Source organism: Bhargavaea massiliensis, assembly GCF_018390575.1.
GTDB classification, from domain to species: domain Bacteria; phylum Bacillota; class Bacilli; order Bacillales_A; family Planococcaceae; genus Bhargavaea; species Bhargavaea massiliensis.
In genome coordinates this window covers 1-13,665 of sequence record NZ_JAHBCJ010000012.1, presented here as the reverse complement: position 1 = coordinate 13,665, position 13,665 = coordinate 1, and the positions used below count along the sequence as shown (strand labels likewise).

Genomic DNA, 13,665 nt, shown 5'->3' with positions numbered 1-13,665 from the left:
TTCTCATCATTTCTTACCGTGATTGATTACGTCCTATCCCATTGTCTAGGTGGTGTTTTATCTTCAGGGATCAAAGAGAGATATGCTTCTCCGTCCAGACGTTCTTTCCATTCGGCGGTCGCCCTCTCGATGATCGCCGGGTTTTCCATTGCATCGACTGCTGTGCAGGCGATCACTTTGGCTGCCTGGAGCATCCCTTTATGGGCGATCGGCATTGCCCCCTGCGAGACGACCTGCCAGGTGTGGAGCGGAGTTCCTAATGCGAAGCAGGCGGTGAGGCACTGCATCGTCGGCACTACCCAGCTGACATCTCCGACATCGGTCGATCCGGACAGCGCAACTTCTTCCGCGAACGGCGGAAGAAGGTCTGCGATGGCCCGGCCTTTCATCATTTTGGCTGTTTCCCGGTCCAGGCCGGCCAGGTCTGCTTCGATATCTTCCTCCGATAGCGTGGCCTGGATCCCTTCTGCGAAACGGTAATCCTGTTCGTCGTAGGCCGGGATACCGATTGCGGCCAAGTGTTTATACATGGTTTCCGCAAGGACGGTGTTCGGCACCAAGTCTGAGGCAGCTCCTTCAAACACTGCCTCCACCGATGTGCCGGTCATGAGCGCTGCCCCCTCAGCGATGTTGTGGACGCGTTCTGTCAGTTCTTGAACCGCCTTTTTTCTCGGTGCCCGGATCAGGTAAAGCACTTCCGCATGGGATTGGACGACGTTCGGCGAATGACCTCCGGTATCCGTGATCGCATAATGGATGCGGGCTTCAGGAATCATGTGTTCCCTCAAGTAATTGACACCGACGTTCATCAGTTCTACAGCATCCAATGCGCTCCGCCCAAGATGGGGAGCGGCCGCGGCATGCGCGCTCTTGCCTTTGAATCTGAACCTGACGGAGTAGTTGGCGAGTGTGCTGACATGCCAGATGCTCGGTTTCGTCATCGGGTGCCAGGAAAAGGCGAGATCGACATCTTCAAACAATCCTTCGCGGACCATATACGCCTTGCCCGATCCGTTTTCCTCCGCGGGACAGCCGTAATAGCGGATCGTCCCTTTCAACCCGGTCTCCTGCATATATTCTTTGACTGCGACTGCAGCGGCCAGTGATCCTGTGCCGAGAAGGTTATGTCCGCATCCGTGGCCGTTCCCTCCGTCATTCACAGGGGCATGTTCCGTCAGGCCCTTTTTCTGGCTGAGACCGGCGAGAGCATCAAATTCTCCCAGGACGGCGATCACCGGTTTTCCGCTGCCGAAGCTTGCAACAAACCCGGTGTCCAGGCCTGCCACTTTCCGTTCAACATCAAATCCCTCATTTTCCAGCGCGGATGCAAGGGCTTCAGATGACTCCCGTTCGGCAAAGTACAGTTCCGGCGTCTCCCAGACCCGGTCACTCAGATTGATAAACAAATCCCGTTTTTCTTCAATCAGCGATGAGATGGTTTTTTGAACTCCCATTTGAAGTGCCTCCTTTAAAATGTTCTTCCCGGATCAGGAAGCGGCTGCTTCCGTTTTCGCCCGGTCGAACAATTCCCCTTTGTTGCGCATGGTGAGGATGGCTACGATGCAGATCAGTGCGAAGGTGATCAGCATCCAAAATGCCGCATTGAACGAACCGTCAAATGCATCCACAACGAATCCGATGGCCATCGGTGTCGCAAATCCGGCCAGCTGACCGCCGGTGTTGGCAATACCCATTGCCGTTCCGGTAACCGATGTCGGCAACTGCTTCAGAATAATGACCGGCAGGACCGTGATGACAAATGCGATAAAGAGGTTGACGATCGTCTGGTAAGTGATGAACGCCGTGACACTTGGCGCGGTGAACATCAGGTAAAGCATCAGTCCGATCATCGCACACGAGACGGCAGCGACAATTTTCTCCCGTCCCTGCGGCAGTTTATCAATCACATAGCCGCTCAGGAAAACACCGAGAAGCATCGTGACCCCAGGGATCGTCTGTACCCAGCCGATCGACACCAGGTCGAGGCCACGGTCTTGCACGAGGTAAGATGGAATCCAGGTAGCCAAGCCCCAGTTCACGGCATAGATGCAGAAGTAGGCGATTACCATATTCCAGATCATCGGCGTCTTCATGAGTGAAGCGACCAATCCCTTTTCCGCCGGATTGGCAGCACGGGCGAGTTTTTCTTCAGGGTTGTCTTCAGGCAATCTGACAAACTTCCAATAAAGAAAGGCGATGACAAATCCCATGGCACCGAAAATGATAAATGTCGTCCGCCAGCCGATGGCAGTCAGCAGAAATGCCGACAAAACCGGTACGATCAGCGCGACAATCCCACCGGAAGACAGCATGAGCGACATGGCTCTGCCCCGTTCCGCTACAGGGAATGTAGTCGAAATGATCTTGGAGCTGGACGGCTGGAATCCACCTTCTCCGATTCCGAACAGGAACCGGATGAGAACCATGGAAGCAAGCGACCAGGCCGCTCCCGTGAGCCCAGTGAAGATTGACCAGAGAATCACGGATGCAAGCAGGACTTTCCTTGCTCCAAACTTGTCAGCCAGCAAGCCGCCCGGCATCTGCATAATGGCATAGCCGAGGAAGAAGCTGCTGAGAATGATCCCGGTTGATGAAGCGCTCAGGCTTAGATCTTCCGTGATCTGAAGGACGGCATAGTTCATGATGTACCGATCCAGATTGCCCAGGCACCAGCCGAGGAAAAGCAGGATCAGAATGGTGTTTCGTTCGCGTTTGGGCAGCATGCTCTCAACTCCTAGTCTCTTAGGTGTGGATGTGTGGTTTCGTCGTTGAACGCATATTCATCGTGCTTGATGAAACGCTTCCATGTTATCCAACAACATTGAAGCGTTTTCAATAAGGAGAGGTTTTTTTGTTTAACGAACATATAACGAAACTTTCGTTTATAAGTCTATAATAGTTTAGGCTATAGTTCAATATTTTTTTCAACGAAAAAAGCACCCTGATCAGGATGCTTTAAAGTGCGCTAAATTAACCTGTAAAGTTTAACCGGCCTCCCGCGTGTGTGCTGGGCTTCTTCGCCAATGTTTTCGGCCAATCCGGCTTCGCACAGTTCTGCGACAATGCGCTGGGCATTCCGTTCGCTCATCTGCAGATGAGCAGCCAAATCCTTGGTGGTAAACTGCTTCCATCCCATTTTCTGGACGAGGGCATCCACCTTTTTATAGGATTTGACGCTGATCGTTCCTTCCTTGAGTTTATCCATAACTTCCTGATCGGCTGTCCGGTAGGAGTAGGTCAGCTCTTCTTGTTCACCTGCCGATTCAATGATGGTTCCATCATCCTGTATGATGACAATCGGCTGCCCGGAATCCTGCTTTGACTTCTGAAGCGCCCGGTGGGCATGGATTTCCGCCGATAGCACCGTTGTGCCAAAGCCGATTCCGACAGAGACAGGGGTATCCGCTTCCAGCGCCAAATAACGGGCTTTGTCCCTTAAAGCCTGAAGCTCCCGTTCGATGGCGCCGCGGGAACTGAAAATGGAGTACCTGCCTCCCCCTTCATCGACAAGCGTTCCATCAATTTTCTCGCACAGCTGGAGCAGCGTTTCCTTGAGGCGGAGTTCCAGATACTGCACTTGATAGGTTCTTTCCATTTTCTCTTTCAGCAGATCAAAGTCCTTGATCTCAATTTTCTCAATGCCGATCTGAGTATCTTTATAATAGGAAGACTTTACTTTCTCCAAGAAAATTCTTAGGGTATGAAAGATTTCAATGCGGGTCGGAGACATCAGCCCCACCGGAACGCCTTCGCGGGACAGCGCATCGCGAACTGCCGGATAGCAGGTCAGCACGCCATCCACCTTTCCTTCTTTCCATAAATTCATATGGAACTCAAGCAACTCTATGGACTCAGTCTCAGCTTCAATGGTCTTCACAAACAGCTGATGGATTGTATTTTTCAGTGTTTCCAGGCTCTCGCCTTCTCCGATATTCGTGGCGGGGATCATGTCGATGCTGATGCGCTCCAACAATTCGCCTTGAGTGTACACGAGTTCCATGAAACTCTTGTAGATGCTGGTTTCCGTCGAATAGATGTAAACCAGCTTATCATCGGAAGGCAGGATTTTTTTGGCCGCCTGATAGGGGATGAATCCCGACATCAGCCAGTAATCCACCTGCCTGTCGTGCCGGCTCACGATATCCGCCACTTCCCTCACCTCTTCATAGGGATGCGGGATGAGTTCAATCTCCTGTTCAATTTCCTTGGTGACCCCGATGATCCGCTCAACTGACGGAGCCGGGCCGACCACACCGATTCGAAACATGATTGGATTCCTACCTTCTGCCCTGGCTGCTCTCGTATGATGTAAGAAAAGTATAACATACCCTTCCCGGCCGCTCCGCCGCTTCCCGTGTAAGTTGACATCCTGTCATTCCGGTGACTGCAAGCGATCCAACCCCTTAGGACTTTGATACGTCCTTCAACCAATTATCCTAAATGACGGGAGGCACCCAGCACCATGATCGGAGTGACATCCAGACAGACACAGTCCAGCTTTGTCGACCTTCTCTTTTTCCTGCTCGGCAGCCTGTACCTGATCGGCATTGCTGCGGCATTCATCTATGTCGTCAGCAAAATGGTCCACCACTTCTAAGACAAGAGCCGATGCCCCGGGCACCGGCTCTTGTCGCAAATCATTTCCCGTATTTCTGTTCCAAATCGTCCACTTTGGTATTGTATTCTGTGGTATTCGTATCAATCTGCTCCTGCAGCTGCATGATCTCTGCATAGACCGCTTTGGACTCCTCATATGATTCATCGCTGACCGGCGGGATGTGCAGTTCAAGGAACTCCGATTGCTTATTGAACGAATCAATCATCAGATCCAGTTGATCAATCGTAACCTGATTCACTTCTTTAATTTCCTCGTTGATCAGGCCGTCCTGCAGTTCTTCGGCCAACCCCTGTGTTTCTTCAATATGGGGAATCATCTCGTCGGTGATATAGTCACGGGCCTTTTCCGGCTCAGGAATCATGGCGTTAAGATGGCCACCCATTTCAGCGAGTTCCAAAGATCGCTCATGGAGCGGCTCGATCCCTTCCGTCCGATATTGATCGAACTCTTCAGCGGGATTCAAGCCGGAGCTAGTTCCGGAACTGCTGCAGGCGGCAAGGAACATTAAAGCCATCATGAGCAAACTGAGCAAAAAGCTTCTTCGGTTCATTTCATACTACCTCACTCCAACATTGGACTTATCTTTTATTGAGAACCTTTATTCTTCCGCTAACGCATCTACCCGCTTTTCATATTCAGCTGATGTACGATCGATCTCTTCTTGTAACTCCATGAGCTCAGCATAGATTTTTTCTGTTTTTTCGTAAGCAGCCTTCTCGTCCTCGATTGGTGGAATATTCATTTCAGTCATGGCTGCTGTCTTCGCAAACGATTTTAGTGTCAGCTCCAGGTTTTCAATCAAGATTTCATTTAACTCTTGAATCTCCGGATTAACCAGCCCATCCTGTGCTTCCAAAGCCAAGTCCCTAGTTTCTGTTGCATATGGAATCAATTCATCATTGATATAGTTATATGCTTCTTCCGTCTCTTCGAGCAACATGGTATATCGACCGCCCATTTCTGCCGTTTTGATAGCCCGGTCATTTAAAGGTTCAATCACTTCTGCACGGTATTTTTCAAACTCTTTATCTAAACTCATTTGATCTGAAGCGGATGAATTACATGCCGCTAATGACATGATCAGTAAGACAATCATCATCATACTTAGACGGATTTTTTTCATTTTAACACCCTCCATAAAGTAGGATTTGAAAATATCTTTATTCACTTTCAAAATAATTGCTGCTGTTCTATCATACCAAAGCAAAAGTGCAAGAAGGATGAGAATAAAGCCTCACTCCATATCTTACGCCTTTCGGTTTATTTTTTTCTACAAGCAATATCCCAAGGAAGAATAGTTTTGGAATTCTAACCAAAGCAAATGTCTGGAAGAATGAGGACAATGTCTCGGGATAGAAGATCTATACCTCACAAAAGTGCTTGCCCAATAGTGTTCAAATGAAACAAGCCGTTGCTTGTGCAACGGCTTGCTTCAGTCACTGATTATCAATTGTAATATTATTATCTCCGGCAAGCCGGCAGGCGAGCTGTAAATTCAGAAGGATTTCAGGATCAGCCAGATCGGCATCCAATAGACGTGAGATTTGCTTGATCCTGTACTGGAGGGTATTCGTATGGATATGAAGCTCTTTTGCAGCATGGCCAGGACGTTGCAGATTCCTGCAGTAAGCTTGCAATGTCTTTACAAGCTCCAAACAGATGGAATATTTAAATTGAGTGTTTCTCAAAATAAAAAAGACACCCTGGACAGGGTGCCTTTTGAAAAACGCTTCAGTATTTATGCAGGATTGCCAAAAATGTTTTTGCCGTATTCAGCATAGCCGATTCATCAAAGTCGAATTTTGCATGGTGGTGAGGATATGCTTCCCCTTCGGGACGGGCCCCCGCGAAAAAGAAGGAACCGGGAACATGTTGTGTGTAGTAGGAAAAGTCCTCTCCCGGCATTACCGGCGGCGTTTCCAATACATCCTCCTCCGAGAAGAGAGTCAACATGGCTTTTTTCACAACCTTCGTTTCTTCGGGATGGTTCCACAGCGCATCATATCCGCTTTCCAGTTCGACCTCAGCACGGGCGTCCAAAGCATCCGCAACGCTGGAAGCAATTTTTATGAGCTTCTCCCGAGCCATTTTCCTGGTTTCCGGAGCATAGGAGCGAATTGTTCCAGTCAGCACCGCCTCACCGGGAATCACATTGTTGGCATCCCCTGCATGGATGGATCCGACAGATACGACCAGTTGCTCCAGAGGATCTGTGCTCCGGCTGACAATCGTCTGCAGGGCCGTCACGATATGGGAAGCCACAACGATCGGGTCGACTGCTTCATGCGGACCCGCCCCGTAACCGCCTTTTCCATTAACTGCGATTCTGAATGTATCCACCGCAGCCTGGATATAGCCTTCCCGGTAATACATCCTGCCGGACGGCATCATGCTCTGAAGGTGGCAGCCGTAAATCGCATCCACACCTTCAAGGCAGCCGTCTTTGATCATCGCCATCGCGCCCCCCGGATAAAGCTCTTCGCCGAATTGATGGATCAGAACCACGTCGTGGCGGATTCGATCCTTGTTCTCGACCAGGCTTTTTGCAAATCCGAGAAGTGCCGCAGTATGCCCGTCATGTCCGCAGGCATGGGACACTCCCGGGATCTTTGACTTGTATGGGACAACTTTTTCGTCCTGAATCGGAAGTGCATCAAAGTCGGCCCTGAAAGCGATGGTCTTGACGGGATCTGGCACACGGAATGTGGCCACAACCCCCCGCCCGCCGACTTCTGTCCGGACACCCAATCCGAGTTTCCGGTAATATTCAGCAATCAGCTTTGGAGTCTCCACTTCCTTGTAGGACAGTTCCGGGTGTTGGTGCAGGTGCCTTCTGATTTCCGTCATTTCAGACGACAGGCTCTCGAGAGTTGCCAGACATGACTGGAGATCTTCATCAAACGACGGCTTCAAGTTTGTTTGCGGACTCATGAACACACTCTCCCTCTTTGTATACGGAATGGATTTTGCGGAACGCACTGATATCGGATTCAGGGTCTTCGTTAAGAATGACAAAGTCTGCTACTTTTCCTTTTTCAAGCGATCCGACCGTTTGATCGACGGTCAGCGTTTTTGCTGCCTGCAGAGTCGCAGCATTTATGATGTCCTTCACTTCCATGCCATACTCGTGCATCAGTTCCAGCTCTTTTGCAAAGTCTCCGTGCACATTGAATGGTGTTCCGGCATCGGTGCCTGCTGCAATCCGAACTCCTGCGGCGAGCGCTTTTTTGAAGCTTTCCTGATGGATTTTAAAGCAATCAACTGCTTTTTTGACGGCATGTGCCGGAATACCACCAGACTCTCCATGCTGGACGATGTAATAAGGCGCGGCAAGCGTCGGCACGAGTACCGTATTGTGTTTGATCATAAGTTCTATCGTTTCGTCATCGAGGAAAATCCCGTGTTCAATCGTGGTGATCTCGGCCCGTACTGCATTTTGAATGCCTGCCGTTCCTTGTGCATGTGCCGCGGAAGTCTTGCCGGCATGTAGTGCCTCCTCGACGGCAGCCCTCATTTCCTTTTCCGATAATTGTGGGGATCCCGGGTCAACTCCCGGGGTCATCACGCCACCCGTTGCCATCAGCTTGATGACATCCGCTCCGGCCTTAAGCGTATCCCTGGCCGCTTTTCTGACGCCGTCCTCTCCATCCGCTTCAGTGGAGAACGGGTATCCGTGACCGCCAGTCATCACGATGGCTTGTCCGGATCCATATACATTTGGGCCTGCCATCATATCATCCGCGATTGAGTTTCGGTAATCCAGGTCGATATGCCATTTGGAGCCAAGGTTCCGGACACTTGTAACACCCGATTTCAGCTGCTTTTGGGCATTTAAATGATGGCGATATGCCGACAGCGCAGGCGTGTCGCCGGCCACCTGTGCAAATGGGTCACCCACTCCGTCCATCCCAAGATGGACGTGCATATCGAACAGGCCCGGAATGACGGTCTTACCTGTTCCGTCGATAACGGTATCAGTCTGCAGGCGGTCTGCCTCGTCACCGGCAGCCAGAATCACCTTTCCCTCAACTGCGATCGAAGTGTTTAACTGTTTTTCCCCATTACCAGTATACAAAGTAACGTTCTGTATTTTTAATACCATTCAAAAGCCCCCTTAGAAGATGTTATGGCAGCATGATTCCGCCGCCTGGTCCAAGCGGTAAGCCGAGCAGGAACCAGATCGAGAACAGGATAACCCAGAAGATTGCAAATGCGATAGAGTACGGCAGAAGCGTCGCAATCAGTGTTCCGATTCCGATGTTTTTGTCGTATTTCTTAGCGAACGTCAAGAGAATAGCAAAGTAAGCTAGCATCGGTGTAATCGGGTTTGTGATCGAGTCAGCCACCCTATAGGCAACCTGTGTCACGGCCGGGTCATAGCCCATGAGCATGAACATAGGGACAAACACCGGAGCAAGCAACGCCCACTTCGCCGAGGCACTTGCAATCAGCAGGTTGATCAACGCTGCAATAACAATGAAGCCGAGGAAGAGCGACAATCCTTCGAAGCCGATTCCTTGCAGGAATGCAGCTCCCTTAATGGCGATAATAGGACCCAGATTGCTCATTCCGAAAAATGAAATCATCTGGGCAGCTACAAACGCAAGCACGATATACCCGCCCATTCCGGCCATGGCCTTGCCCAGATGTTCGGCCACATCTTTATCGTTCTTCAGTGAACCGGAGGCAAAACCATAGGCGAGTGCAGGAAGAAGGAAGCCGAATAGCATAATCGGAACAATCCCTGTCATGAACGGTGAAACGATGACTCCGTTCGTTTCAGGATCGCGCAGAATGGCGTTATCCGGAACAACGAGCCAAAGAATGAGTGCAGAGTAAGCTGCAAGGGTAATTCCAGCCCAGAGCAGGCCACGTTTTTCTTCAGGAGTGGTCTTTTCGAGCTTTTCTACCTCACCTTGAAAGGTCCCTAGCCTCGGCTCGACAATTTTGGTCGTAACAAAGGCAGCAACCGGAATAAGGACAAACGTCGACGCAATCAGGAAATACCAGTTAATGGCCGGGTTCCCGACGTAAGACGGATCGATCATCTGCGCACTCGACTGTGTAAAACCAAAGATCAGAGGATCCAGCATGGAGACAATTAGGTTGGCACTAAATGCACCCGTAACAGTTGCATAGCCAGCGACAAGTCCCGCAATCGGGTTACGGCCGAGCGCAGCAAAGATCATAGCCGCAATCGGAGGAAGGACAACCTGAGCCGCATCAGCAGCTGTGTTACCGAGAACCGCAATCAGCAGAATCGTCGGCAAGATGATTTTCACCGGCGCGTTCAGGATCGTCGTCTTCATAAACGTTGTCACCAGACCAGTAGACTCCGCGAGACCGACCCCAAGCATGACGACGAGAACCAGTCCGAGCGGCGGGAATCCGGTAAAGTTCGGGACGAGCGTGGTGACAATGCTTCTGATTCCTTCTGCATTCAGCAGGTTCACGACCTTAATTGTCTCACCAGTGCCCGGATGGACTGCGGAAGTACCCAGTACTGCGAAAATAGCAGAGGCAATAAGGATCAAAACAGTAAAGATGGCAAAAAGCGTGACAGGATCAGGCAACTTGTTACCTGCCTTCTCCACCCCATTCAGCATTCTCTGGAAAAAGCTCGGTTTTTTCGGCTGGCGGAGTTCTTCTACGCCTGCAAGTTTAGTCATAGCAACTATCCCCCTTGATAGATGAATTGTTTAAATATTAACTCAACTATTCAATAAGAGATATGGGGAATGGCCCAAAGATGCTCTGGCCGGATTGTGGAAAGCAACAAAAACCAGGAAAAAGCCGGCCCCCGAAGATGGGTACCAGCTTTCTTGGAATATCACGCAAAGATGGACTCTGGATTCGTCATTCGATATTCCTGCATTGGCGGTCCGAATTTCGCTATTCAGCCAGGTTCTGGCAACGAATGACGAAAATTTTGTGTTGAATGACGAAATGAAACGGGCGTATGACGAAACCACTCATCCCTAATTGATCATCCATTGCAAGAGGCTGTACATCAAAGGAATCGTCAACATGCAAAGAATGGTCGAGTAAATCACACCATATGAGGCGAAAACAGCGTCTGCCCCAAACTTCTGGGCATACACCGTAGTGGTCGTGGCGCTCGGCATGCCGGCAGTCAGCACGGCAACGAGAAGAAGCAGGTCAGGAACTTGAAGAAATAGAAAAACCAGCAGAGTCGATGGGAGTACCAGCAACTTCATGATGGAAGCGATCCAAAGATAAAGGTTGCTGCTGTATCGCCTGAAATCAGCCATCTTCGTGTCCGCAAGCAAACTACCGATCAGGATCATCGACAACGGAACCGTCATTTGCCCCACGTCCTCAAACGTCCTCAACAGCATGTCCGGCCAGTTTAATGGGAGAAACAACATGACCAATCCGATCAGCGTGGCAAGAATGCCGGGATTCAGGAACAGCCTCCGCCAATCAACTGCCGCTTCATGCCGGGTGAACAGATAGATCCCGTAGGACCAGATGAGTACCAGGTAAAAGATGTTGAACAGAGTCAGGTAGATCACTCCCTGCTCACCCATAAGCAAATAACTCACAGCAAACCCGATGAATCCCTGATTGCCGAAAACGATGAGACTCTCATACACGCTCTTCTGTCCATCAGGGAGTGCAGCCCGCTTCCTCAGCCAAGCACCGGCTACAATGGAAACCGTCATGACAAAGACCGACATGGCGACGAGCCAACCGAATTCCACCAACAGCTCCATAGAAAACGTTGTATTTAGTGAGTACAAAATCAGCGCCGGCAATGTAACGTACAGCATCAGCTGCGTAATCACGGAATTAGCAAAGCTGCTGAGAATATTCACTTTCCTCACAATAAAACCGATTACAGCCATTAGATAAAGCGGGATCATCGTCAGGATAAATGCGGAAGCGGACAGGCGCCCTCCCCCTTTCTTCATCCTGTAGGCTATGGGATAACCGGTGAATGGGTTCCATGCCGAATGCCCTCTGTACTCATAAATCTGCAAGGAGAAGAATCCGATAAAGAAGGGGGTTCTTGTAAAAATAACCCGTTCAGTTGAGTGGTGCAAACAGGCGAATTAGCACCACAAATAACACTGTTTTTAACAAGACATTAACATCTTTATTTGCACCCATATGGGTGTTTTTTATTGCTGTATTCTAGAAATTACACATAAAAATGAGTTGGGGAATGTAGCTCTTAGCTCATTGTAATTTTACTTCCGTTCAGTTAGTTGAACAATAAATTTAGAATTGGCGGTAATAGTAACAGGATAATTGAACTTAAAATAAGTTTTTGAGAAACTTTTTTTGGTAGTCTATTTCTACCCTTCCCATTATACCATCCGCTAAATTGCAACTTGTTTCTGTAAAGCACAAAAATCAGAATAAATATGGAGAAAAAACCCATCCAACTATATTTTCCAGTATTTATACCAATTTCTAGATATGCATTTTTTAATAAATAAACCAAAGTGCCACCCACAATAGCACATATAACGATAATTCGTATTAACTCTAATAAGACTCTCATGATACACTCCTAACTTTTTCTACATAGAATAAACTTTAAGATTTTTCCCTAACTTTTCTGATGGTTTAGGAGTAAACCCTTTAACAACTTATTCTAATTTTAACTCAAATACAAAAAATGTTCATTTCATATCCTTAGGAGTTTTAGCAACGGTTTTAGCAATCGAATTAGCATCAAAATTAACAATCATTTCAACGTGATTTCCAACAGTATTTCAGCACCATTTTTTCACATTGCAACAGCTATTGTAAGTCTGTTGATTTCATTGCTGATTTACACGTTAAAATGACAAGGAAGCTCGATGTATCAATAAAAACAGCCTCCAAAATCAATGTTAGTTTGGAGGCTGTTTGCGGGTTTAAAACTTCTTTTGTACCACTGAACTGAACGGGTTATTGTAAAAAGCACCTCCCCATTCTATAATGACAGTAAGTTTATTTCTGGATTTGCAACATATATGTAAAAGGACCGCATACTGCTGGAACAGTAAGCGGTCTGTAATAGCAGGCTCCCTTCATCGGGGTCGGCGTCAAAGGAGTTAATCCATCCGTTATGAGCCGTCAACTCAAGGATGGATTATTTTTTTATGGTGAAACGACAGAATCGCCACGATCAATGCCCCGAACGAAACCATGAGCACCAATCCTTCTGAGACTGCCATACGACCATCTCCACTCTACCGGAGGATAGCCGACCATCCTTGAGTCACCTATTCTATTACGCAATCATATACCACACATACGTTCGTATTGAATTGGATTGTCGGTTTTATTAACCCGCCTTCTTCTCCAATAAAATATGAATCAGTTGTGCCCGGTCGACAAGGCGGACACCATTGCTCAATGCGAGCTCTTTTGCAGCCTTTGTGTACTGACTGTTGGTCACCACCCAGGCATCATCGGCCTTGTAGTGACTTTTCGCCGCAACAATCTCTTGTATAGCCTTGATGCCGACATTCTTCTTCCACCGTTTTGCCTGCACGACAATCCGTCGGCCATCTCGCTCCATGACAAGATCGGCACCAAAATCATTCTGATACGGAGTGCGGCGAACCTTATAATCCCTTGCTTCATAACGGAGCTTCAGGAACTGTTCGAACTCCTTGCCGCTCATTTCATCCACCTGGCGGATGCCGGATGCATTCAGCTTCCGTTCTCTCATCAAACCAAGCGAAAAGAAGATCAACAACAAACCGATCAAACCGCCAAAAAATATAAAAGCTGCGGCTTCAAAGGATTGTGTGTTTATGTAAGTCAGGCCACCGGCCGCAAACAGCAGGCCGGTCAGCCCATTGTATAATTGGTCACTCTTTTTCCGAGTCATCTCGCATTCCTTTCTTCCTTTATATTCAAGTGAATTTGTAAAAAGTCTCAACGTGGGCATGCACTACTATATTTTAAAACGCTGGTTTTCCAAAAATACAGCATGGTAAAAATCATAAAATAAAAAACCGCCTCCATTAGGAGACGGCTTTGTGCCCAGCGACGTCCTACTCTTGCAGGGGGAAGCCCCCGAC

Annotated in this window: 13 protein-coding genes; 1 reads left to right on the top strand and 12 read right to left on the bottom strand. The window is 48.7% G+C overall.

What is annotated here, in order from left to right:
* Nucleotides 1-26: 26 nt before the first annotated feature.
* From KHA84_RS14420 to KHA84_RS14410, 3 genes are all read right to left on the bottom strand, one after another.
* A complete protein-coding gene (locus KHA84_RS14420) occupies nucleotides 27-1,454 on the bottom strand; it encodes a M20 family metallopeptidase (RefSeq protein WP_213424216.1) in 1,428 nt (475 codons plus the stop codon).
* A 33-nt stretch (nucleotides 1,455-1,487) separates the two neighbouring features.
* Nucleotides 1,488-2,723, bottom strand: coding sequence for an MFS transporter (locus tag KHA84_RS14415; protein WP_213424215.1), 1,236 nt, complete (start codon nucleotides 2,721-2,723; stop codon nucleotides 1,488-1,490).
* A gap of 242 nt (nucleotides 2,724-2,965) precedes the next feature.
* Nucleotides 2,966-4,267: a helix-turn-helix domain-containing protein gene (locus KHA84_RS14410; protein WP_213424214.1), complete on the bottom strand. Its 1,302-nt coding sequence runs from the start codon at nucleotides 4,265-4,267 to the stop codon at nucleotides 2,966-2,968.
* 195 nt (nucleotides 4,268-4,462) lie between these two features.
* Between KHA84_RS14410 and KHA84_RS15545 the strand changes: the two genes are divergently transcribed.
* Nucleotides 4,463-4,597, top strand: a complete 135-nt coding sequence (locus KHA84_RS15545; protein WP_272875318.1) for a hypothetical protein — start codon at nucleotides 4,463-4,465, stop codon at nucleotides 4,595-4,597.
* A 40-nt stretch (nucleotides 4,598-4,637) separates the two neighbouring features.
* Here the strand turns inward: KHA84_RS15545 and KHA84_RS14405 are convergent, their stop codons facing one another.
* The 9 genes from KHA84_RS14405 to KHA84_RS14370 all read right to left on the bottom strand — a co-directional run bounded on the left by KHA84_RS14405 (nucleotide 4,638) and on the right by KHA84_RS14370 (nucleotide 13,472).
* Nucleotides 4,638-5,168: a hypothetical protein gene (locus KHA84_RS14405; RefSeq protein WP_213424213.1), complete on the bottom strand. Its 531-nt coding sequence runs from the start codon at nucleotides 5,166-5,168 to the stop codon at nucleotides 4,638-4,640.
* Nucleotides 5,169-5,216: 48 nt separating this feature from the next.
* Complete coding sequence (locus tag KHA84_RS14400; RefSeq protein WP_157295259.1) at nucleotides 5,217-5,741, bottom strand: hypothetical protein; 525 nt, start codon at nucleotides 5,739-5,741, stop codon at nucleotides 5,217-5,219.
* Nucleotides 5,742-6,054: 313 nt separating this feature from the next.
* Nucleotides 6,055-6,255 (bottom strand): helix-turn-helix domain-containing protein, encoded by a 201-nt coding sequence (locus KHA84_RS15445; protein ID WP_236823317.1) that lies wholly within the window; start codon nucleotides 6,253-6,255, stop codon nucleotides 6,055-6,057.
* A 94-nt stretch (nucleotides 6,256-6,349) separates the two neighbouring features.
* Complete coding sequence (locus tag KHA84_RS14390; RefSeq protein ID WP_236823316.1) at nucleotides 6,350-7,549, bottom strand: M20 metallopeptidase family protein; 1,200 nt, start codon at nucleotides 7,547-7,549, stop codon at nucleotides 6,350-6,352.
* Nucleotides 7,515-8,720 carry a metal-dependent hydrolase family protein gene (locus KHA84_RS14385; protein ID WP_213424212.1) on the bottom strand — a complete coding sequence of 402 codons (1,206 nt, stop codon included), beginning with the start codon at nucleotides 8,718-8,720 and terminating at the stop codon, nucleotides 7,515-7,517. The genes KHA84_RS14390 and KHA84_RS14385 overlap by 35 nt, the downstream gene beginning before the upstream one ends.
* A gap of 22 nt (nucleotides 8,721-8,742) precedes the next feature.
* On the bottom strand, nucleotides 8,743-10,287 hold the full coding sequence (locus KHA84_RS14380) for an AbgT family transporter (protein ID WP_272875317.1): 1,545 nt from the start codon (nucleotides 10,285-10,287) through the stop codon (nucleotides 8,743-8,745).
* A gap of 309 nt (nucleotides 10,288-10,596) precedes the next feature.
* Entirely contained in the window at nucleotides 10,597-11,622 is a 1,026-nt protein-coding gene (locus tag KHA84_RS14375) for an AEC family transporter (RefSeq protein ID WP_236823315.1), read from the bottom strand.
* A 1,092-nt stretch (nucleotides 11,623-12,714) separates the two neighbouring features.
* Nucleotides 12,715-12,810 carry a putative holin-like toxin gene (locus KHA84_RS15640; protein WP_419465611.1) on the bottom strand — a complete coding sequence of 32 codons (96 nt, stop codon included), beginning with the start codon at nucleotides 12,808-12,810 and terminating at the stop codon, nucleotides 12,715-12,717.
* A 110-nt stretch (nucleotides 12,811-12,920) separates the two neighbouring features.
* Entirely contained in the window at nucleotides 12,921-13,472 is a 552-nt protein-coding gene (locus tag KHA84_RS14370; RefSeq protein WP_213424211.1) for a restriction endonuclease, read from the bottom strand.
* Nucleotides 13,473-13,665 lie beyond the last annotated feature (193 nt).